19 protein-coding genes, 1 tRNA gene and 1 pseudogene are annotated in these 19,154 nt (G+C 69.6%); 14 read left to right on the top strand and 7 right to left on the bottom strand.

Going from position 1 to position 19,154, the window contains the following annotated elements; genetic code table 11:
• The first annotated feature begins 25 nt into the window (after positions 1-25).
• The 4 genes from ACGGAQ_RS04720 (at position 26) to ACGGAQ_RS04705 (ending at position 2,464) form a co-directional block, all read left to right on the top strand.
• The gene (locus ACGGAQ_RS04720; RefSeq protein ID WP_007454690.1) at positions 26-355 is read left to right on the top strand and encodes a YbaB/EbfC family nucleoid-associated protein; all 330 of its coding nucleotides are present in this window, start codon (positions 26-28) and stop codon (positions 353-355) included.
• Between the two features lies 1 nt (position 356).
• Positions 357-662 carry a hypothetical protein gene (locus ACGGAQ_RS04715; protein WP_393044624.1) on the top strand — a complete coding sequence of 102 codons (306 nt, stop codon included), beginning with the start codon at positions 357-359 and terminating at the stop codon, positions 660-662.
• Positions 662-1,342: a hypothetical protein gene (locus ACGGAQ_RS04710; protein ID WP_393044622.1), complete on the top strand. Its 681-nt coding sequence runs from the start codon at positions 662-664 to the stop codon at positions 1,340-1,342. The genes ACGGAQ_RS04715 and ACGGAQ_RS04710 overlap by 1 nt, the downstream gene beginning before the upstream one ends.
• 285 nt (positions 1,343-1,627) lie before the next feature.
• Positions 1,628-2,464 (top strand): stage 0 sporulation family protein, encoded by an 837-nt coding sequence (locus ACGGAQ_RS04705; RefSeq protein WP_393044620.1) that lies wholly within the window; start codon positions 1,628-1,630, stop codon positions 2,462-2,464.
• Between the two features lie 35 nt (positions 2,465-2,499).
• Here the strand turns inward: ACGGAQ_RS04705 and ACGGAQ_RS04700 are convergent, their stop codons facing one another.
• Together ACGGAQ_RS04700 and ACGGAQ_RS04695 are read right to left on the bottom strand one after the other, a co-directional pair.
• Positions 2,500-2,649 (bottom strand): hypothetical protein, encoded by a 150-nt coding sequence (locus ACGGAQ_RS04700; protein WP_393044618.1) that lies wholly within the window; start codon positions 2,647-2,649, stop codon positions 2,500-2,502.
• A 79-nt stretch (positions 2,650-2,728) separates the two neighbouring features.
• Positions 2,729-4,276: a recombinase family protein gene (locus ACGGAQ_RS04695; protein WP_393044616.1), complete on the bottom strand. Its 1,548-nt coding sequence runs from the start codon at positions 4,274-4,276 to the stop codon at positions 2,729-2,731.
• 71 nt (positions 4,277-4,347) lie between these two features.
• Between ACGGAQ_RS04695 and ACGGAQ_RS04690 the strand changes: the two are divergent.
• Positions 4,348-4,554, top strand: a pseudogene (locus tag ACGGAQ_RS04690) (regulatory iron-sulfur-containing complex subunit RicT); the annotation flags it as partial.
• 103 nt (positions 4,555-4,657) lie between these two features.
• On the opposite strand, the gene ACGGAQ_RS04685 reads toward ACGGAQ_RS04690, so the two are convergent.
• The gene (locus ACGGAQ_RS04685) at positions 4,658-6,394 is read right to left on the bottom strand and encodes a metallophosphoesterase family protein (protein ID WP_393044614.1); all 1,737 of its coding nucleotides are present in this window, start codon (positions 6,392-6,394) and stop codon (positions 4,658-4,660) included.
• Positions 6,395-6,537: 143 nt separating this feature from the next.
• Between ACGGAQ_RS04685 and ACGGAQ_RS04680 the strand changes: the two genes are divergently transcribed.
• Positions 6,538-6,611, top strand: a tRNA-Thr gene (locus ACGGAQ_RS04680).
• Positions 6,612-6,810: 199 nt separating this feature from the next.
• Here ACGGAQ_RS04680 and ACGGAQ_RS04675 read toward each other — a convergent pair.
• On the bottom strand, positions 6,811-7,584 hold the full coding sequence (locus ACGGAQ_RS04675) for an AraC family transcriptional regulator (protein ID WP_393044612.1): 774 nt from the start codon (positions 7,582-7,584) through the stop codon (positions 6,811-6,813).
• A gap of 124 nt (positions 7,585-7,708) precedes the next feature.
• Here ACGGAQ_RS04675 and ACGGAQ_RS04670 point away from each other — a divergent pair, with 124 nt between their 5' ends.
• From ACGGAQ_RS04670 to ACGGAQ_RS04635, 8 genes are all read left to right on the top strand, one after another.
• Positions 7,709-8,866, top strand: a complete 1,158-nt coding sequence (locus tag ACGGAQ_RS04670; protein ID WP_393044610.1) for an MFS transporter — start codon at positions 7,709-7,711, stop codon at positions 8,864-8,866.
• 184 nt (positions 8,867-9,050) lie between these two features.
• On the top strand, positions 9,051-9,410 hold the full coding sequence (locus tag ACGGAQ_RS04665; RefSeq protein WP_393044608.1) for a hypothetical protein: 360 nt from the start codon (positions 9,051-9,053) through the stop codon (positions 9,408-9,410).
• A gap of 296 nt (positions 9,411-9,706) precedes the next feature.
• Positions 9,707-10,042 (top strand): hypothetical protein, encoded by a 336-nt coding sequence (locus ACGGAQ_RS04660; protein ID WP_266248208.1) that lies wholly within the window; start codon positions 9,707-9,709, stop codon positions 10,040-10,042.
• A gap of 18 nt (positions 10,043-10,060) precedes the next feature.
• Positions 10,061-10,366: a pore-forming ESAT-6 family protein gene (locus tag ACGGAQ_RS04655; protein ID WP_393044605.1), complete on the top strand. Its 306-nt coding sequence runs from the start codon at positions 10,061-10,063 to the stop codon at positions 10,364-10,366.
• A 38-nt stretch (positions 10,367-10,404) separates the two neighbouring features.
• Positions 10,405-10,764, top strand: a complete 360-nt coding sequence (locus tag ACGGAQ_RS04650) for a DUF6507 family protein (RefSeq protein ID WP_393044603.1) — start codon at positions 10,405-10,407, stop codon at positions 10,762-10,764.
• A complete protein-coding gene (locus tag ACGGAQ_RS04645; protein ID WP_393044601.1) occupies positions 10,761-12,710 on the top strand; it encodes a hypothetical protein in 1,950 nt (649 codons plus the stop codon). The genes ACGGAQ_RS04650 and ACGGAQ_RS04645 overlap by 4 nt, the downstream gene beginning before the upstream one ends.
• Positions 12,710-13,060 (top strand): hypothetical protein, encoded by a 351-nt coding sequence (locus ACGGAQ_RS04640; RefSeq protein ID WP_393044599.1) that lies wholly within the window; start codon positions 12,710-12,712, stop codon positions 13,058-13,060. The genes ACGGAQ_RS04645 and ACGGAQ_RS04640 overlap by 1 nt, the downstream gene beginning before the upstream one ends.
• 118 nt (positions 13,061-13,178) lie before the next feature.
• The gene (locus ACGGAQ_RS04635; RefSeq protein ID WP_393044597.1) at positions 13,179-13,874 is read left to right on the top strand and encodes a hypothetical protein; all 696 of its coding nucleotides are present in this window, start codon (positions 13,179-13,181) and stop codon (positions 13,872-13,874) included.
• Here ACGGAQ_RS04635 and ACGGAQ_RS04630 read toward each other — a convergent pair.
• From ACGGAQ_RS04630 to eccCa, 3 genes are read right to left on the bottom strand one after another with little or no spacing between them, the layout of a single operon-like run.
• A complete protein-coding gene (locus ACGGAQ_RS04630; RefSeq protein ID WP_393044595.1) occupies positions 13,871-14,836 on the bottom strand; it encodes a DUF6177 family protein in 966 nt (321 codons plus the stop codon). The genes ACGGAQ_RS04635 and ACGGAQ_RS04630 overlap by 4 nt on opposite strands.
• Positions 14,821-15,180: a hypothetical protein gene (locus ACGGAQ_RS04625; RefSeq protein WP_393044593.1), complete on the bottom strand. Its 360-nt coding sequence runs from the start codon at positions 15,178-15,180 to the stop codon at positions 14,821-14,823. Before ACGGAQ_RS04625 ends, ACGGAQ_RS04630 begins: the two co-directional genes overlap by 16 nt.
• The gene (gene eccCa / locus ACGGAQ_RS04620) at positions 15,180-19,139 is read right to left on the bottom strand and encodes a type VII secretion protein EccCa (RefSeq protein WP_393044591.1); all 3,960 of its coding nucleotides are present in this window, start codon (positions 19,137-19,139) and stop codon (positions 15,180-15,182) included. The genes ACGGAQ_RS04625 and eccCa overlap by 1 nt, the downstream gene beginning before the upstream one ends.
• Positions 19,140-19,154 lie beyond the last annotated feature (15 nt).

The following is a 19,154-nucleotide window of genomic DNA, read 5'->3' as shown; positions in this document are numbered from 1 at the left end:
AGGGGCCATCCGGGAGGAGTCGCCGATGCCGCGGGGGGAGATCGACGAGGCCTGGATCGAGGAGGCGGTGCGGCGCTACCGCCGCATCGAATCGCTGCAGGCCGAGTTCGACCAGGCCGTGTCGACCGTCGAGGTCACCGTCCGCTCGCCGGACGGGTTGGTCGAGGTGGTGGTCACCGCCGGTGGGCGGATCACCGACGTCCGGTTCCTCGGGCCGCTGCACACCCGCAGCCCACGAGACGTGGCGGGCTCGGTGCAGGCCGCCGTCACCGCGGCCGCCGACGCCGCCGAGTGGGCCCGGGAGAAGCTGCACAACGAGACGTTCGCCGCCTACCGACCGCTCGCGGGGGCCTGACATGGACACACTGCGCGCGCTGTCCGCCCGGCTCGACGAGGCGAGCGCCACGCTGACCACCCTGTCCCACACGGTCACCGCCAGCGACCCGGCCCAGGCCGCGTTCGGCGCGGACGCCCCGGGCCGCCCGGGCGAGATCGGTCGTGCGCTGCACCGACAGTGGACCGCCGCCACCGACGACCGGGCCCGCGAGGCACGGACCGCCGCCGCTCGGCTCGCCGCCGCCGCCTCGGCGGTCCGTGAGGCCGCCGACCGGTACGCCGAGGTCGACCGCGCCGCCCGCCGCCGGATCATCGGAGAGCCGTGATGGACCCACTGGACCGGCTCGCCGAACCCGGCCTCGACCTGCTCCACCGGGTGGACGCGTTGCTCGCGGCCGGCGTTCCCGAGGGCCACCGGGTCTGGCCTCTGCTGCGCCGGATGCAGGTGCTGCCGGGTGACGCCGTCCGGGGCTTCCTCGACCTGCACCCGGCGCCGCTGGCCAGCGCCGGGCACGCGGTGCGCCGGCTGGTTCGGGGGTACGACGACGTCGGCGCGGCGCTCACCGACCCGGTGCTCTGGTCCGGCCCGGCCGCCTCGGCGTACGGGCAGGAGCGCGCCGCGCTGCTGCGCCATCTCGACGAGGGCCCGGAGAGCCTGGTCGGGCGACTGGAATCCACCGCCGGGTACGCGGACGCGCTCGCCGACTGGGTGGAGGGCAGCCGCCTCGCCCTGGCCCGAACGATGGCCGACGTGCTGCGCTCGGCCGAGGCGGTGGCCGTGGTCGCCGCCACCGCCACCGGCCCGCCGACCCGCCTGACGCCGGTCGGGCCGGGTGTCGCCGACGCGGCCGAGATCGCCGCGCGGGTGCTGGCGGTGCTGTGCGTCGCGTACGACGGCGCCGAGACACTGCTGCGCCAGTGGGCGCCGAGCCTGGCCGAGTCCACCTGGCGGTCGTCGATGGACGCCCGTCCCCGGTACGACCAGCCCACCCGGGTCGGCTGGTAGCCGATCGCCGCGTCCCCGGACAGGCCACGGCGTCGCTCGCGGGCGCCCGAGCAGAGTCGGCGCCCACGGCGACGCCGTGGTCTTCCCCCTGCACCCCCCGCAGGTCTGCCTCCACTCAACGCCGCCCGGAGAGGTTTGTCGCCCACCCACGCCCGGAATCAACCGTCCGGGCGAGGGTCAACGGCACGACGGGTGGCCCGGCAATAGGTCAAGTCGACGGTCATGGATGCCGGTGCGGGGATTGGCCGGTGCGTCCTTTGCGGTGATGCGTCGTAAGGTGGGGGGATGGGCATGCTCTGCGCGGTCAGCTTCAACCGGTACGGGCGCCTCTACTACCTCGACCCGGGCGAGTTGCGCCCGCAGGTGGGCGACCGGGTGCTGGTGCCGACCGACGACGGGCCCGAGGTGGCCGAGTGCGTCTGGGCCGCCCAGTGGGTGACCGAGGAGACCGACGGCTTCCCCCGGCTGGTCGGGCTGGCCGGCGACGACGACCTGGTCCGGGACGAGGCGCTGCGCCGTCGTAAGGCCGAGGCGAAGGTGGCGGCGAAGCGGCTGATCCGTGCGCACGGCCTCCCGATGAAGGTGGTGGCCGTCGACCACGTGCTCGGCTCGGGCGACGGCGGCGGCGAACGCAGCACCGTCTACTTCACCGCCCCGCACCGGGTGGACTTCCGGTCCCTGGTCCGCGACCTGGGCGCCACCCTGCACTGCCGGGTCGAGTTGCGGCAGCTCTCGGCACGGGATTCGGCCCGCGTCCAGGGCGGCATCGGCTCGTGTGGTCGGGACCTGTGCTGCGCGACGTTCCTCACCGACTTCGAGCCGGTGACCATCCGGATGGCCAAGGACCAGGATCTGCCGCTGAACCCGCTGCGCATCTCGGGGGCGTGTGGCCGGTTGATGTGCTGCCTGAAGTACGAGCACCCGCTGTATGACAGAAGCAGCACATACCCGACGAGTGGCCAGAGGGTTACCACCTCGGAAGGCGAGGCCAGGGTCGTCTCGCGGCACGTCCCGAGCGAGACGGTGACTGTTCGCCAGCTCTCCAGCGGCGAGACCAAGCGGTGCTCGCTGTCTGACGTCTGCGGATCGCGCCGGGCATACGAAGAAGGCCCGACTCGGTAGAGCAGGGCCTCCTCCCCGCAGGGGGACCCGGGGGTCTATCGGGACTCAGTCCAGGCGACGAAACGCGGGGCCAGGTCCGGCAGTTTGCTGTCCGAGTTCAGCTTGGTCAGGTCGGCCTTCATCTCCCCGATCACGCCGACACCCACCGGCTGTCGGGGACGCGGTTGCGGCGGTTGACCGGCCATGGCGGAACTATGGTCCCCGGCGGCGAGGGGGTACGCCCCTCTTCCCTCATCGCGAGGAGGGAAGAGGCTTTCTGCTTGCCTACTGCCAGGCAGGGGAAAACGGCGACTCGATCAGCTCAGGCTTCCAGGTCCCCTCACCCTTCTTCGGCCGACCCTTGCCCCGAGGCCGGACCTGGATCAGCGCGAAGGCGTCGCGCAGGACCTGGCGCTGCTCACCCAACTCCATGGCAGTGAACTCCTCGTACGCCGCCTCGATGTCGATCTCATCGGTTGGACCACCGTGTGCGCCGGCCTTCGCCAGGGCGGTCTGAACGTCGACCAGCTCGGCCTGGAGCTTTGCGGACCCCTGCTGTAGGGCGGCCCGGGTGATGAACCCCTGGGTCCGGTCCTCGACCAGCTCGGCCATGAGCGTGGCGATCTCCTTCTCCCGTTCTTTGAGCGGCGTGGTGTCGATGCTGACCGGCTGCGGATGGAACGTTGCCCTGCCAGTTTTCTCCATTTGCTGGATCAACCGGCGCACGACGATCCCGTCGGCGAAGTCCATGCCGATCGAGCAGTGCCCCCGGCCCAGCTCCGGCTTGTTCGCCCAGCCCTTGCACACGTAGACCAGGTCGTCCTTCTCCCGGCCTCGCCTGTCCACCCCCATCGACGCGTTGCACACCGAACACTTCGCGATGGCGGACAGCAGGTTCTGCAACTTGCCTCCGTTGCCGTCTGGGCGCTCCCGGTCACTGAGCAGGCGATCCACCGCCCACCAGGTCTCCTCGTCTACCAGCGCCTCCCAGTTTCCGTCGCCGACGATCTCCCCGTACAGGGTCTGTTTGCCCATGTTCCGAGGCGCGCGCAGCCAGTTCCGCACGGCGACGTTGTTCCACTGCCCGGACGGGCTGTAGTGCTGCTTGCGGGGCTGGCGAGGCCGAGCCTTTTCCGGATCCGGCGCGGTGGTCGTGAAGCCGGCCTTGTTCCACTCCCGCGCCACGGTCGATAGGAACTTGCCGGCGAGCACATCGCGGTACGCCTTGCCGCCAACCGCCGCCTCAGGCTCCCGCAGCGCGCCGTCCAGCTCGTAGCCGAACGGACGCCGGATCCACTGCGGCTTGCCCTGCTGGATCCGCAGGTCGTTACGCAGGATCTGACGCTCTGCCTTCCGCTCCACCTCGGCGGTAGCCACAGCGGCCAGGATGCGGGCGACCATCCGACCCACGTCGGTGGTCAGGTCGATATCCCCGGTGGCGGTGGCCAGGCCGATGTTCTTCTCCACGGCCAGCTCGATCAGCACCTCCAGGTCCCTCATCGAGCGGGTCACCCGGTCCAGGTGCCAGGCCACGATCAGGTCGGCTTCGCCGTCCTCGACCATCTGAATGACCTTCATCCAGCCGGGCCGTTCGGTGAGGCGAAAGTCGATGGCCGAGATGGTGTCGTCGACGACGGCGACCACCTCCCAGCCGCGAGCCAGGGCCAACGCCCGGCACGCTTCCTCCTGGCGCTCCAGGCCGGCACCCTCACCGGTCCGGTCCATGCTCATCCGCAGATAGAGCACGGCGCGGAGGGCGGTTCCCTGCGGGGCGAGAGCCCGCATCGCCCGGCGACGGGCAGCACTCTTGATCGTGGTGGCGCGGGGAGTCATGGGGCTGCCTTGACCTGGTCATCAGTCATTCAGTCAAGCTAATGAATATACTGTCTGCGGTCAACTGAGGGCATCCGCTGTACCAGCGCTTCCAGGAGACCGCGCCGGCAGTCGGCAGCCGTGTCTCCACCCCCGAGGGCGACGGTCGGGTGGTCGGCCACAGCGTCCCGCGGGACGCGGTCACCGTCCGCCTCGACGCCGACGGCTCCCGCTGCTCCTGCTCCCGCGCCTCCGTCTGCGCCCCCCGCCAAGCCCACGACCAGCACTACACTCCCTAACCCCCCGCTGGCCCCCGGCCGAACCCCGTCGATCATGAAGTTATTGCCACCGCTGCCGGCGTGTCGGAGCAATAACTTCATGATCAACGGGGCTGGATGTTCGTCAGGAGAGCACGATGGGGGATTCGGTCAGGTGGGGGGTTAGCGGGGTGCGGGGGGTTAGCCAGCTTGCTGTGGGGGACTGATCGGGGTTCACCTGCCAGTCGCGGGCTACCCGGTCGACCCCGATCGGGTAGATGGTCAGCGTGCCGTCCGGGTCGATGCGCAATCGCAGGAACGACTTGGAGTCCTCGATGCCCTGCCCGGCGAACAGTTCGTTGACGTTCACCCCGAACGCACTGGCGACCAGCAGGTACGCCGCCACCAGCTGACTGGCCACCAGACCGATGACCGGGCCGTACAGCACCGCCGCGGCGACCGCCGGCAGCGGCCACGGCCAGTCGTAGAACGGCAGCGCCAACCAGACCCAGGTGCCACCGGCGGCCAGCGCCACCTGAGCCACGCCGTGGCTGACGCCGAGAATCCAGTGCCGGACATGTCGCTTGCCGCTGGCGCTGGGCGGCTTGGCGAACAGGGCCGCCGCCACCACCGTCACGAGCACCATCAGCACCAGCGGGACGCTGAACAGTCGCTGGTTGGTGCTGTCGGCCCAGTTCGCCGCCGCGCCCGCCATGGCCAGCATCAGCAGGGTGTGCAGGGTGCCGAGCAGCGTGGCGAAGCCGGGGTTGCGGAACGGCAGTCGGGCGAAGATGCCCCAGCCGTAGCGCCGGGAGCGGGCCGCGTCCGGATAGCGGGCCACCAGGTCGTACGGCTGTGTGCGGCTGGCCCGTCGAGCCAGCGTGTCCCGGGGCGGCACCTCGATACGCTCCGGCAGCTTGTGCGTCGGATACAGGTACGCACCGCCGCCGCCACAGGTGATCAACTGCCGGCCCGGGCCGGCGTAGCGGGCGTAGTGGTGCAGGTCGCCGGAGAGCAGCAGCCGCACCTGCGCCCCGGACGGGTCGATGATGGTCCGGACGAAGTAGTCGATCGAGTCGTACGCCATGGGGTCGTCGGCGGCCTTGACCCAGGTCGGCGACGGCGCCGCGATGATCACCTTCGACTCCGGGGTGAGCCGCCGGGCCACCTCGTCGAAGTAGGCCAACTGTGGGTCGTCCAGGTATGAGCCGGACTGGTCGTCGACGCCCAGCAGCCACCAGCCGGCTGGCAACTCCACGGCGAAGTACGACCGCGACTGCCCGGTGCGCCAGCCGGCGAAGTTGCGGTCCCGGGAGCGAACGAAGAGCCGCAGGAAGGCGGTCAGGCCGTCGTACCAGTCATGGTTGCCCGGCACCGCGAACAGCGTGGGACGCTCGGGCGGGGTTGCCGGCAGCGCGGCCTGGTACGGCCCCTTGCACCGGTTCTCGTACTCCGCGTAGGCCGCCGACGGGTACACCTGGTCCCCGCCCATCACCAGGGTCTGCGCACGGGGCAGCCGGTGCCCGTCCACGGTCAGCTCCGGCTGCGCCAGCAGGTACGCGACGGAGTAGGTGGCGTGGAAGCCGTCACCGAGGTCGGCCACGTAGTCGAGCCACAGCCCGCCGTCCGGCCCCGCCTGGCGGAAGATGCCGTCGCCGAAGGCGTTCTGCAACTCGCGCTTGTCCAGGTAGGCGCCGAAGAGGATCGCCAACAGCGTGCGGATACCGGTGCTGATCAACAGGAACGGGGCCAGCCATGGCACCGGCTTGCGGGGGGTGAAACCCAACTCCAGCGGATCGGTGGAGCGCGGCCGGCGAGGGGCCCGCTCCCCGTCGGGTTGCTCGCCCGCCGGGGTCTGGTGATCGTCGCGTTCGTCACTCACGCGCCGCAGCGTAGTACCGGTCCCGGCGAGACGCTGTCCGGTAATTAGCCAGATGGCAATGGTTGTCCGGTTGGTGCTGACGGAGGCGCGGGGGTATCCCGCTCGGTCCGGGGCCGGGGGGTGCCGTACACTTGCTGATCGTTGCCGCCTTAGCTCAGTCGGCTAGAGCGACGCACTCGTAATGCGTAGGTCGACGGTTCGATTCCGTCAGGCGGCTCGGTACGGAAGCCCAGGTCAATGGCCTGGGCTTCTGCGTTTCTAGGCTCACTGCCACGTCGAGGCGAGCGCTCGCGGCTGGTCGCCACGAGGTGGATGGGGGCCGCGTGCCGCTGCCTCGTCGCAGCGGCCGGGCTGACGGCGACCCGGACCGCGCCGGTCAGCCGGAGGTCGACGACCTGGCGTCCAGTTGGGTCGACTCAGTTCGGGGTCGGAGAAGAATCGCGCCCCGGCCGGCTCCGGCAATACTCGCCCGGCGTCATCCCGAAGTAGGCCCGGAACGCCTGAATGAACGCGCTGGGGCCGCTGTAACCGCTGGCCGCGGCGGTCGTGGTCACCGATTCGCCCTCGGCGATCAACGTGAGCGAGTGATGCAACCGCAGCTGCGTCCGCCAGTGCGGAAACGACATCCCGGTCTGCTCCCGGAACAGCCGGCTGAGGGTACGCGCGCCGGCCCCCACGGCCGTGCCCAGCTCGCCGAGGGTGCGACGGTCGGTGGGGTCTTCGAGCAGGATCTCGGCAAGGTGCCGCAGCCGGGAATCGGCCGGGTACGGCAGGCGCAGGCGCAACGTGGCCGCCCGTCGTAGCTGGTCAAGAGCCACGCGCTCGAGGTTGTCCCGTTCGGCGTCGGTCAGCTCCACGCCGTCGGTGAGGCTGACGATCACCTCGCGCAGCAGCGGCGAGACGGCCAGGGCGGTCGGTTGATCCACGCCCATCGGGTTCAGTGGGCGGTCGAACATGATCGCGCGCATGTCGGTGGGCCCGTACGCCCGATGGGCATGGGCGACACCGGCCGGAATCCACACCGCCCGGTCCGGTGGCACCGTCCACATCCCCGTCGGCGTCGACACTGCCAGTACGCCGTTGCGGGGGCAGACAAGCTGGTGGCGCGCGTGGTGGTGCCAGTCGATCCGGTCCCGGTCGGCCAAGGGGATCCGGGCGGGGCCGTCCAGATCCTGGCTGCTTGGCGACATAAGTCGGCAGGATATCAATAGCCGGCAACTGAGACGATCCGGCACTCTTCCTCCAACACCCGCAACGAGAGAGGTGATGGTGGCGGAGACAAGCAGCCGAGCGAATCCGGTCAACCCTGGGTCGGTGCTGGCACTTGCCGAGGAACTGGACAGGCAACCGTCGGCGTGGCGACGGATGCGCCTGTGGGGTGCTGCCCACGCGGTCGACGACCTCTACCAGGGTCTGGTGCCGGCCTGCGTCCCGTATTTCGTACTGGACCGCCATTACAGCTATGTCGCCGCAGGCGGTCTGACGCTCGCCGCGACCCTGGGCAGCTCCATTCCTCAACCCTTTATCGGCGTCGCTGTCGACCGTTATCGGCTCGACTGGCTGGCGGGGGCGGGAGTAACGATTGCCGGTGTCGGGCTCGGTCTCTCCGGTCTCGTGCACAGTTACGGGGCGGTCTGGCTTCTGCTCTGCGTGTCGGGACTCGGCGTGGCGATGTTCCACCCGGCCGCAGGAAAGTCGGCACGGGTGGCGGCGGGCGACAGCGCGACGGCGATGAGCATTTTTGCCGCCGGGGGCAGTGTCGGGTTCTTTCTGGCGCCGGTACTGGCCACCCCCGCACTGATCGCGATGGGCGTCGGAGCGACAGCGCTCTTCATCCCGCCGGCCGTGCTCATGGGTTTCCTGCTGTACCGGAATCGGCTGCGGCAACCGGCCGCGCACACCGCCTCGCACAGCGGCCGGGACCGCTGGATCCCCTTCCTCGTGCTGACCTGCATCGCGACCGTCAGGTCGGTCGCCTTCTTCGGTGCAATCACCTTCATCGAGTTGTTCTGGATACGCCATTTGGGCGCGGGCAAGGGGCTCGCCGGCGCCGCGCTGGCGTGCTTCCTGGTCGGCGGAGTGGCCGGGACCCTGCTGGGGGGTCGGATCGCCGACCGCGTCGGGATGGTCCGCACCATGCAGTTCGGCGCGATCGTCGCCATTCCCGCGCTCGTCGGCCTGCGGCTCACGCCCGGGGAGTACCCGCCGCTCGTCTTCGCCGTGTTCGCCGGCATCGCCCTGAACATCCCGTTCGCCGTGCTGGTCAAGCTGGGCCAGGACTATCTGCCGACGCGGCCCGGCACGGCGGCGGGCGTGACGCTCGGGCTCGCCGTGAGCATCGGCGGCCTCCTCGCGCCCGTCCTCGGCGTGGCGGCGGAAACCTGGGGCCCGCAGGGCGTGTTCACCATCATCTGTCTGATCCCCCTGGTGGCGCTGGCCCTCGGCGTGTTCCTCACGGAGCCGCAGAGATGACGGGGTAAGCCGACCGCGCTGATGAACGAACTGTTTCGACCATCCCGTCGCCATCCTGCGGAACAAGGGACGGTGGGCGGCGGTCGCCGAACCCGAGCCCGCATCTGAGCGGTCAACAGTGGCCGGGTGATCGAGGCGGCCAGTGGGCTAGTGGACCGGGCAAACGATGCCTACCATGAGCCCGATGATCGAGCAAAGTCAGCGACGCGTTCCTATGCCGGTTGCCGCCGCCTCGGTGATTTTGCTCGTGGCCGCCGCGCTCGCGGCGACGACGATGTTTTCGAAGGGTCCATCCATGGCCACCGGGTTGATAGGGGTACTTCTTCTCCTTGCGTTGGCTTACGGCCTGTGGCGTGGTAGCGGGCGGGCCCGGTTTTGGACGACCGTTTTCTCGACCGCCGGCGTTCTGTACGGCGTCGTCGCGATCACCAGGGCTGACGCGTTCGGGCTGCTGCAGATCGTTGGTGCGTCAGTCCTCGTTGGCCTGTTGCTGGTACCCGCATCGTCCCGGAGGTGGTTTGACGACTTGCCGGCGGAGGAGTAGCGCCGGCCGTCAGTGGGCGTGCGGTCCGCATCTAGTCCGCAAGAGGTGCCCCACTACAGGTTACAAAGACTGAACCTGCTCTTGGTGTGCCTGATCTATGCCGTAGGACCGTACGCGCTGATCGCCATATTCGATCTTCCATCGGGACAGCCGCCGATAGCGCTCCCCAGCGACCCGTTGACGATTTTCGGGCATCACCCGTAGTTATAGACATGTTTCGAACCTGCTGAGGATGATGTGGCGCGGACCCCGTAGCATTGATGGCGGACGCTGGATCGCAGAGCGGGAGGAGCGGCATGAAGTTCGACATGGGAGCGCAGACGCTCGGCAGCCTGACCAAGCAGACGCAGGGGTCCTCCGATGATCTCGGTTCTCTGATCAAGCAGTTGATCGCTGCGGCGGAGCCGTTGCAGGGGAACTTCAACGGGGCTGGGCGAGTGGCGTTCGATTCGTTCAAGGCCAACGCCGATTCGATCACCGCTGATCTCAACTCCGCCCTGGGTGCGATTCTCGGCGGCCAGAGTGGAATGGACTCCGCATTCGGTCAGGGCGACACCGAGATGGCGGACAATGCCTCGTCGACGGCGGGCACGGCGAACTTCGACGCGGCCAGGTTCTCGAGCAGTCGCTGACACGGGGGAGTGACAGTCATGAGCACAGACCGACGTAGCTTCGACACCGGCACGTCCCAGCAGGTCCAGGGCGACCTCGCCGGCATCATCGCCCGGCTTGAGGCGGTGATCTCTCAGCGCAGCGCCGACGTCGCGGCAGCCATGGCCGACTTCCAGGCCGACGGTGTGTCCGAGGAGTACCGGACCGTCGAGGAGCGGTGGAACCGCGCCGCAGGCGAGGTCCGCACGATCATCGATCTGGTCAAGACCACCATGACGAAGAACGATGAGACGGCGAACACGACGCTGTCCCGGGCCCGCTCGGCGGTGCAGTCCATCGGTTGAGCCGTTACCCGACGAGTTGTTGACGAGGGAGCACGAGCGTGAGCACGTGGGACATCTCCCCCGGCGGAGTGCGCGACGTCCTGACTCGCACACATGCCGCGGCCACCCCTTTCGAGGGGCAGATGAAGAGCTTGAACTCGGCGCTGGAGGGATCCGCGACCGAGTCCAGTTCGGAGATCGTGGGTCAGGCGCTTCAGGGCTTCGTGGAGTCGATTCGGACGGATCTCGAGTTCGTGTTCACTCGCACGGGGGCGTGCATGCAGGCTGCGGCGCAGGCGACGAACGCCTACGTCGAAGGTGATCTGGAGATGGCAGCGAACGCGCAGCGCAGCGCAGCCGCCGCGCCCGACCCGTCGGCGACGATGCCGGGGCCGGGCGGTCAGGCGGTGCCCCGATGATCAATCCGGGGGAGATTCCGCAGATCCCCGGCAACATGGACGCGCTGGCCACCCACGCCCAGACCATCCAGACCACCGGCGGCGACTTTGCCAACACCGGCCAGGCGGTCGACAGCACCTGGCAGGGGCTGGCGGCCGTATACAAGGCGCCGGAGGCGGAGCAGCTCTTCGCCGCCAGCGGCCCGATACGGACGGTCTCGGCCTCGGTCGGCGAGGACGTCCAGGCCGTCGGGGCAGCGCTGGCCACGTACGCCACCGAGGTCAAGGAGATCAAGGCCCAACTCGCGGCGCTGAAGGGCCAGGCGGAGCAGTTCGTCGGCTCGGTCAAGGACGACGAGGACTGGCGCGAGGACGAGGGCAAGGTCAACCAGCACAACGGCCTGATCACCTCGGTGAACACACAGGTGGCCGCGTTCTTCGAAGCGCAGCGCAAGTGCGCCAACACGATCAACGCGCTGTACGGCGGCCGCCAGTACCGGGCCGACAACGCCGACGGCCAGGCCGACGACGGCGAGTACGGCTTCACCGCCGACACGCTCAACGCCGCTGCCGGTGAGGACGGCGCCCTGCCCTGGGGCAGCAACGAGGAGCACGACCGCGGCTTCTTCGGTGACGTGGGGGCGTACTTCGTCGGCATCGGCGAAAGTTTCGTCACCATGCTGGAGGATCTGGGCGGCCTGATTGGCCGGGACCCGACCACCGGTGAGTGGAGCTGGGGCACCGCCGGCCAGTCGTGGCTCGGCCTCGGCAAGTTCGTGTGGGCGGTCTCGATCTACGTCAACCCGGTGACGATCGTGATCGACCAGACGGTCGGCATGCCGTTCATGGAGAAGCGTGAGGCGGGAAATCTCCTGCTCAACGCGGGCAAGAGCATCATCGCGTACGACACCTGGGGCGAGGACAAGTCGAAGGCGGCCGGCATGGCCACCTTCAACATCGTCTCCGCGGTCGTGGGTACGAAGGGTGCCGGCTCCGGGCTGCGCGGTGCGGGTGCCGCCGTCAACGGCATCCGGGGCAGCGCCACCGCCGCCCGGATCGGCGCGGCGCTGGTCCGCACGGGCAACTGGCTCGACAAGCTGCCCACCGTCGGCGAGGTGGCCATCAACTTCGCCAAGAAGTTCGACATCCAGATTCCGCGGCTCGGGCTGGTGCCGGCGATCGCCGGCGACGTACCGCTCGGGCGTGGCTTCGAGGTCGAGATGCCCAACGTTCGCGGTGGCGACGCGATGCACATGGACGGCGGCAACGGCCCCGGCGGCAACCACCCGCCTGGCGGCACACCGGATGGCAACACGCCGCACGGCGGGACATCGGATGGCGACACGCCGCACGGCGGGACACCGGAGGGCAGTACGCCGGATGGAAACGCGCCGGATGGCGAACCGGTCAGGGACGACACGTCGAATGGACAGTCCTCCGATGACCCGGCACCGGTGACCGACCCACCTGCCAGGGCGACCGACCACGTGCCTCCGCCGGCCCTGCGTGATCCGGAGCCGCGTCCCGCCGGAGTCACCGACGACCCGGCGACGTGGCCGGGCCAGATCAGGCAGGATCACCTCGATCCCAAGTTTCGGTTCAACGCCGACGAGGAGGCCATCGCCCAGCGGTTGGCGCAAATGGGCCCGAACGACATCGAGCCGATCCCGCGTGGGACGGAGCGTACGGCCGACTCGCTGGTCAACGGCGAGCCGACCGAGTTCAAGACGGTCAAGGCTGACCCACCGACACACCGTACGATCAAGAACGAGATTGTTGGTTCCACCTCGGGCATAGGTCAAGGCGGCAATATCATCATCGACGCAAGGCATACGCCACTCACCCGGGCCGACGCGATCAAGGGCCTCGCCGCGTTCCTCAACGCGTCCCCCGGTAACGCTGCGAAGCTCACGAGAGTCCGGATCTGGGGTGCGGACTTCGACATGGATTGGCAGGCAACGCCCTGATGCCGAACTACGTGGAAATATATTTCGGGTCTACTGACGACCGGGAACGGGTGGCCGACAAGGTTAGTTCCACCCTAGGTATCCCCTTCGAACCATCCGACAAGCCCTACGCCGACTACCTGGGCAAGACCGAGGACCTGGCGCTCGACTTCAAGGTGGGCCACGAGCTGGAGGACGACGCGGGGATCCCGTTCGAGGAGATGCCCTATGTGTTAACGGTCCGGGATTTCCGTCGAGGTCAGTTGGACGAACCCGCCGCGAGAAAAATGTTCGGTGAGTTGAAAGGACTGGGCTACCGGCCCATGTACCTCGTCAGAGGTCTTCAGGAGATTCTCGAGTCCACCGACTGAGCCGACCGTTGCTGGCCGTCTCCGGCAGTCCACTCAAAACTGGCGGCGGAGAGCATGCGTTAGTTCGTCGCCGACGGCACGTGGCTTCCCTCCTCAGGCCCTATGGAGTTGATTTCCTGTGACCGGTCCCTGGGTTGCCCCCGAAATGCTGGCTGCCGTGCCAGTTCCATGGCGGCTGGCGGATCCCGTCGAGCGTGGGAAGGCGACGCGCGAGCTGCCGCCCGGCCCGCAGCAGCAGGTCGAAGCCCTACGGGCGTTGGAGACGTGCCTCGCCTACCTGGTGGACGTCCGGGACCGTTACGGCGACGAGACCGACTGGGGGCTTCCCAAGGCGTTCTTCGATGACTACTGGTTCATCCTGTACGCACGGCTGAAGCAGTCGATGCCGACCCTTGCCGACGTCACGCCCGAGAGGGTGCGCGACTGGGCCGAGGCCTACCTGGACCCGGAGGACGTCTTCGGCGTCACGTGGACGACGCCACCAGACGAGGTCATCGACAGCATTGGTCGATCATGGGTCTTCTTCATCCTGCAAGGCGCGACGGAGAGTCTGGTCCGCTGGTTCCGCCGCGTGGGGCCTGATCACCTGGACGATTCGGTACGAGCCCGAGTGGTCGACCTGCTCAAGGCGGCCACACCTCGTCTGCCGTGGCGTCTGACGATCATCACCATCCCGACGATTCTGGATCTCGGCGGCCCGGAGGAGAAGGGCTACTTCGATCGTCTGGCAGACGATCCGGGCCTCCACGAGAAGACCCGCGCCGAGGCGGAGAGCGTGAGCTCGTTCATCGACCGCCAACACGAGCCGCTCTAGCGGGGGACGTCCAGGCCGTACCGGCGTAGCACCGCGCCGAGCGTTTCGTACGGGGCGCCGGGGCCACCGTCGAGTCGATACCACCATGCGCGTCGGGCACCCCGCCCCAAGGGGCGGCCCATGACCACCTCGTGCTCCGATTCGACGGGGTTCTCCTGATGGCCGACCAGGATGCCCCACGGCAACGCCGGCATGCTCGGCGTGCTCGACCGCAGCCCGCCGGTCCGGCCCGGATGGACGGTCACGATCATGCTGCGGGCCGTGCCGGCCAGCTTCTCGGCGAGCTCCTCGATCGTCGTCTCGTCGACGGACGACAGGGCAGGGCCGGCCAGCCGGAGTTGTTCGCGGATGCCGACGTCGACCCGTTCGACCGTCAGGACCCCGAGTGTGGCGGACCTGCCCCCGCCGCCGACGACGGTCAGGCTGGTGGGTGCCGGCGCGCGCGTTCGACAGAACGCCGTGAGTTCGTGGCGCGACCACGGCTCCGTGACCGGTTCGCCGACGCCCCACCCGGCCGGATCGCCGCCGGTGAGGGCACGGACGGCGGCTTCGGTGCTGGCCCCAAGTCGCAGGGCCTCGGTGGCGGGGTGCAGGGTGACGATCTGGATCTCCAGGCCGCCGGTCCACGGTGCGTCGGCGGGCGGCGAACCGGTGGGCTGCGAGGCGTCGGCACTGGCGAAGCGGTGACCGTCCCAGTGCAGCGGGAGGCCGGTGAGCCCGTCGCGGTACTGGCCGCCGGCCCGCACCACCCACTGTCCCTGTGCCTGGGCGAGCATCATCTCGAGCGGGTACGTGATGACGCCGTCCGCCGGCGTGACGACCTGGAGCAGCAGTCCGTCGCGTACCGCGTCGACCGCGGCTTCCGCGAGCCAGGGTGCCAGGCCGACCACCACGCGGTCCTGGTGGAGAACGACGGCCCGGTCGGTGATCGTGTCGGTCGCGCCGTTCATCGGCTCATCCATGTCAGCCCTCCCGTGATCTCGACCAGTGCGGCGGTGAAACGGCGGGCCACGTCCGCGGCCCGCGGGTCCGCGGCCGGTGCGTGGCTCTCCACCCACCAGATCCGGCCGCCGAAGGAGTCGTCGAGCGGAAGACCGAGCAACCGCTCGGCCTCGCCCGGCACCTGCACCAGGCGCGCGGTCTCGACGCTCAGGAGCAGACGCCCGTCACCGGGGTCGAACAGCCGCATCAGCCCGGCCGCCTCGACCGTGTCCATCTTCAGCTCCGAACCGGCCGCGAGCAGGGCACCGAGCATCGCAGCCGGATCGGGCTCGGCGCGGCACAGCGCCACCGTGTCGAACGTCATCAGTGCTCCTTCGTCTGGCCGGCGAACGCGGTCTGCACCATGCGAGGGCCGTCGCCGGGGCGGATCAGCTGCGCGCGTCCGGTGGGCAGGACCATGGGGCGTACGCCCGAGAACAGCTGGCCCTCCGTCCGGTCGCCGGACATGAGCAGGCTCAGGCAGCCGGCCTCGCGCACGGCCAGCGGGAACGGCTCGAACAGACCGCGTGAGGCGCCGGCCACCCGGCGGGCCATCACGACGTGCAGCCCGGTGTCACGGCCGGCCGCCACGTACGGGACCAGCGCGCCGAGCGGCTGCGTGGCCGACGCGGCCAGGATTTCGTAGTCGTCGATGAGCAGCACGATCCGGGTGCGCGCCGACTCGGACGACCGCCGTTTCGCCAGCTCGTCGGAGACCGCTCTCGACAGTTGCTGGGCGAGCGCCGAGTTCGTGGCGTACCCACCGCAGTAGGAGTCGGGCACCGCGTCGGCGAGTACGCCGCGCGGGTCGAACACCGCGAAGACCAGCTCCTCGGACGTGTACTGCCCCATCAACTCTTCGGCGACCAGCCGCAGCAGGTTCGTCTTTCCGGTCCGGAGGTCCCCGAGGACGAGGAGGTGCTGGTCGCGACCGAACAGGTCGAGAACGGCGGGGGAGAAATCACTCTCGTAGCGACCGAAGGGGACCACGCCGTGGCCGGCGGGAGTGCCGGCGAGGTCGGCCACGGGGAGTACGGCGGGAAGGACCCGGACGGGTGGCGGCAGTGCTCCCGTCCAGGCTGCTCGCACCAACCGGGCGGCCGCCACCAGACCGGCGTTGGCCGGGTCCGGAACCCCGTCCAGTCGGGGGAGCGCCACCTGGGCGAACAGCTTCTCACTGGTGAGAGCCCGGCCAGGCTGATCCGGTGGGACGCCCCGAGCCTGCCTGCCGTCGATGCTCGACTCGGCGGGCTCGGTGAGCCGCAGCTCGACTCGGTTGGCGAAGGCGACCTGCTGCGCGGCACGGACCTCGTTCCACCGGCGGGCGGTGCCGATCACGTGGATGCCGTAGCGGCCGCCCCTGGCGAGCAGGTCGTGCACCTTGGATTCCAGGCTCTCGAACTCGGCGTTGAGCTGGCCGTAGCCGTCGATCAGCAACACCACGTCGACGCAGCCGACCTCGGTACGCACGCTCTCGTCGGCGCCTCGCAGGTCCTCGACCGTGTCGAACTGGTGCCTGCTGAATACGCGTTGCCGCTGGGCGAGCATCGCGTGCACCTCGTCGACGACGCGACGGACGCGCTCGCGGTCCTCGCGGTTGGCGACGCCGCCGACGTGCGGGAGCCCGGCAAGCCCCGAGAGGCCGTTTCCCAGCAGGTCGATGCCGTAGATGCCGACATCGATGGGGCGATGGGTGGTGGCCAGGCCGAGCGCGAGGGTACGCAGCACTGTCGTCTTGCCGCTGCCGGGCCCGCCGAGGACGAGCAGGTTGCCGCCGCTCCCGGCGAGATTCAACACCCAGGGGCCCTGCCATTGACGGGCGGGATCGTCGAGACGACCCAGCGGAACCGGCAACCCGACGCCGGGGCGCGACCCGGTTCCCAGGCGTACGCCGTCCGGTGTGGTGAGCACCCCGCCGCCAGCCTCGTCGAGGGTGAGCATGGGTGGCAGGGGCGGCAACCAGATCGCCGGGACCCGCTGCCCGCTCGCCGCCAGCTGCCGCACCACAGTCGACAGTAGGGTCGGCCCGGTGGTGCGCCGGGAAGCTTTCGGCTCCTCGGGCACGCTCTCGTCGGCGTCGGTGCGCGCGGTGCCGAACACCGGCATCGGCTTCGCCAGCGGCCCCACGATCGGGGCGAGTTCGGCGTCTGCGCCGTTGCTGAGCGGGCCGGAGACGTAGGCGGCCTTGAACCGCTGGTAGATCGACACGTCGACCTTCAGGTAGCCGTTCCCGGGCAACGGCGGCAGGTGGAACGCGTCGGCTGTGTCGAGGACGGTCCGCGACTCCATCTCGGTGAGCGTCCGTAGGCCGATCCGATAGGCGAGATAGTTCTCCAGGCCGCGCATCTTGCCCTGTTCGACGCGCTGGCTCGACAGCAGCAGGTGCACGCCGATCGACCGCCCGATCCGTCCGATCCGCAGGAACAGGTCGATGAACTCGGACTTGGCGGCGAGCAGTTCGCCGAACTCGTCGATGAGCACGAGCAGGTGGGGCAGCGGGGGCAGGTCGGTGTGCTCGCCCTGCGCCGCGCGGAGCAGGTGGTACTCGGTGATGTCGGTGACCCTGCCGGCGTCGGCGAGCACCTGCTGGCGGCGCTGCACCTCGCCGTCGAGGCTCGTGTACATCCGTTCCACAAGCGCCGCGTCGGCGACCAGGTTGGTGATCAGCCCGGCCAGGTGCGGCAACTCGCTGAACGGCGCGAACGTGGCCCCGCCCTTGTAGTCGACGAGGACCATCGCCATCCGTTCCGGCGGGTGACTCGCCGCCAGGGCGAGCACGAGCGTGCGCAGCAGTTCGCTCTTGCCCGAACCGGTCGCTCCGACGCACAGCCCGTGCGGCCCCATCCCGAGCTGCGCTGGCTCCTTGAGGTCGAGCAGCACCGGACGCCCCGCCGGGTTGACCCCGATCGGGACGCGGAGGAAATCCCGCTCGCCCCGCGGCCGCCAGAGGTCGACCAGATCCAGGTTCGTGGGGTCAGACAGGCCCAACAGGTCCTGGAAGTCGGCCGGTGGCGTACCGGTGCCGTCGTCGTAGGAGTCGGCGGACAGCCGCAGCGGCGCGATGCTGCGGGCCAGGCCCTCCACGAGCGGGCCCGGTGCCTCGTCGAGGGTGCCGCGTACGGTCACCGCCTTGGACGCGGTCAGATCCTCCAGGGTGACCGAATCGCCGTCGACGGTGATCCGGCGGGAGACGTCGCCGGGTTCGTGCAGCCGGTCGGCGAGCAGGTGCACCACGGTGACGCCGAGGCTGGCCAGACCGACCGTCTGGTCGGGGCTGGCCAGCACGCGGGCGAGCTCACCGTGTGCGTCGTCGATGACCAGCAGCCGTGGCCGCGCCTTCGCCTCCGTACGCCCGACACCGTGCCGGAACGACTTGAGCGCGCTGGTGGTCCGCTCCTCCAGATCCTCGTTGAGCAGTTCGACGAGCGTCTGGACGGTGGTGACCAGCAGCGGGGTCGGGCCGGACGGGCCGATCGAGGTCCGGTCGAGCAGATGTGGCAGCCACCGTGCCCAACGCCAGCTCCGGGCGCGCTCGGGGGTGGTGATGATCGCGAGCGTCACGTCGTCGGGGGCTTGGAACGTGGCGACCTGCACGAGGATCGCCCGGGCGAGGGCGACGGCGTCCGCGTAGTTCGGCGTTATCACGCTGACATCCCCGGCGCAGTCCAGGTTCGCCCGCAGCGGCAGCCCGGGTACCAGCGCGAATCGGCGGATCAGTGAGCGCGCCTCGTGACGCATGAACGGATCGAGCGGATTGGTGGGGGTGCTCTGCTCGCGCAGCTCGATCGTACGGACGGGCAGCGAACCCATGCCCAGCCGTACGTGCAGAAAGTCGATGTCGGCGCGTCGGCGCTCCCACAGTCGGGCCGGGCTGCGGATCACGTCGAGCAGCCGGTTCACTGGCGGGTCGAGGAGGTTCGCCTCCTCGCGCAGGAGCTGCTCGGTCTCGCGCAACTGCTCGCGCAGTTCCTCCAGGTAGTCCTGGTAGCGCTCGCGCTGTGCCCGGCGCTGCCGGCCGGCCTTGCCCAGCTGGGTGAGGTACATCGCCCCGGCGGCGCCCAGTGCCGCCACCATGACCACGGCGCCCAGAGCCGCGAAGCCGGAGCCGCGCAGGAACATCATCATGCTCATCGCCACTCCGGCGCCGGCCATGGGCAGCAACGCCTGGAGTCCCATTGCGGACTTGCCGTCGGGCAGTTGCGGTGGCGGGTCCAGCACGAGTGGATCCATCGCGGCCATCGGGCGGGCCATCCGGGCGGGGCGGTGCACCATGCGCGTCGACATGCGGGGGGCCTCCGG

It is taken from the genome of Micromonospora sp. NPDC047557 (assembly GCF_043205095.1).
GTDB lineage: Bacteria > Actinomycetota > Actinomycetes > Mycobacteriales > Micromonosporaceae > Micromonospora.
Note: the sequence above shows the minus strand (reverse complement) of the source record. Positions and strands in the feature narration are given on the sequence as shown.

What these genes read in the sequence shown, in the direction of transcription:
- ACGGAQ_RS04720 (WP_007454690.1), top strand. Translation starts at nt 26, where the DNA reads ATGCCGCGGGGGGAGATCGACGAGGCCTGGATCGAGGAGGCGGTGCGG.
- ACGGAQ_RS04715 (WP_393044624.1), top strand. Translation starts at nt 357, where the DNA reads ATGGACACACTGCGCGCGCTGTCCGCCCGGCTCGACGAGGCGAGCGCC.
- ACGGAQ_RS04710 (WP_393044622.1), top strand. Translation starts at nt 662, where the DNA reads ATGGACCCACTGGACCGGCTCGCCGAACCCGGCCTCGACCTGCTCCAC.
- ACGGAQ_RS04705 (WP_393044620.1), top strand. Translation starts at nt 1,628, where the DNA reads ATGGGCATGCTCTGCGCGGTCAGCTTCAACCGGTACGGGCGCCTCTAC.
- ACGGAQ_RS04700 (WP_393044618.1), bottom strand. Translation starts at nt 2,649, where the DNA reads ATGGCCGGTCAACCGCCGCAACCGCGTCCCCGACAGCCGGTGGGTGTC.
- ACGGAQ_RS04695 (WP_393044616.1), bottom strand. Translation starts at nt 4,276, where the DNA reads ATGACTCCCCGCGCCACCACGATCAAGAGTGCTGCCCGTCGCCGGGCG.
- ACGGAQ_RS04675 (WP_393044612.1), bottom strand. Translation starts at nt 7,584, where the DNA reads ATGTCGCCAAGCAGCCAGGATCTGGACGGCCCCGCCCGGATCCCCTTG.
- ACGGAQ_RS04665 (WP_393044608.1), top strand. Translation starts at nt 9,051, where the DNA reads ATGATCGAGCAAAGTCAGCGACGCGTTCCTATGCCGGTTGCCGCCGCC.
- ACGGAQ_RS04660 (WP_266248208.1), top strand. Translation starts at nt 9,707, where the DNA reads ATGAAGTTCGACATGGGAGCGCAGACGCTCGGCAGCCTGACCAAGCAG.
- ACGGAQ_RS04655 (WP_393044605.1), top strand. Translation starts at nt 10,061, where the DNA reads ATGAGCACAGACCGACGTAGCTTCGACACCGGCACGTCCCAGCAGGTC.
- ACGGAQ_RS04645 (WP_393044601.1), top strand. Translation starts at nt 10,761, where the DNA reads ATGATCAATCCGGGGGAGATTCCGCAGATCCCCGGCAACATGGACGCG.
- ACGGAQ_RS04640 (WP_393044599.1), top strand. Translation starts at nt 12,710, where the DNA reads ATGCCGAACTACGTGGAAATATATTTCGGGTCTACTGACGACCGGGAA.
- ACGGAQ_RS04630 (WP_393044595.1), bottom strand. Translation starts at nt 14,836, where the DNA reads ATGGATGAGCCGATGAACGGCGCGACCGACACGATCACCGACCGGGCC.
- ACGGAQ_RS04625 (WP_393044593.1), bottom strand. Translation starts at nt 15,180, where the DNA reads ATGACGTTCGACACGGTGGCGCTGTGCCGCGCCGAGCCCGATCCGGCT.
- eccCa (WP_393044591.1), bottom strand. Translation starts at nt 19,139, where the DNA reads ATGTCGACGCGCATGGTGCACCGCCCCGCCCGGATGGCCCGCCCGATG.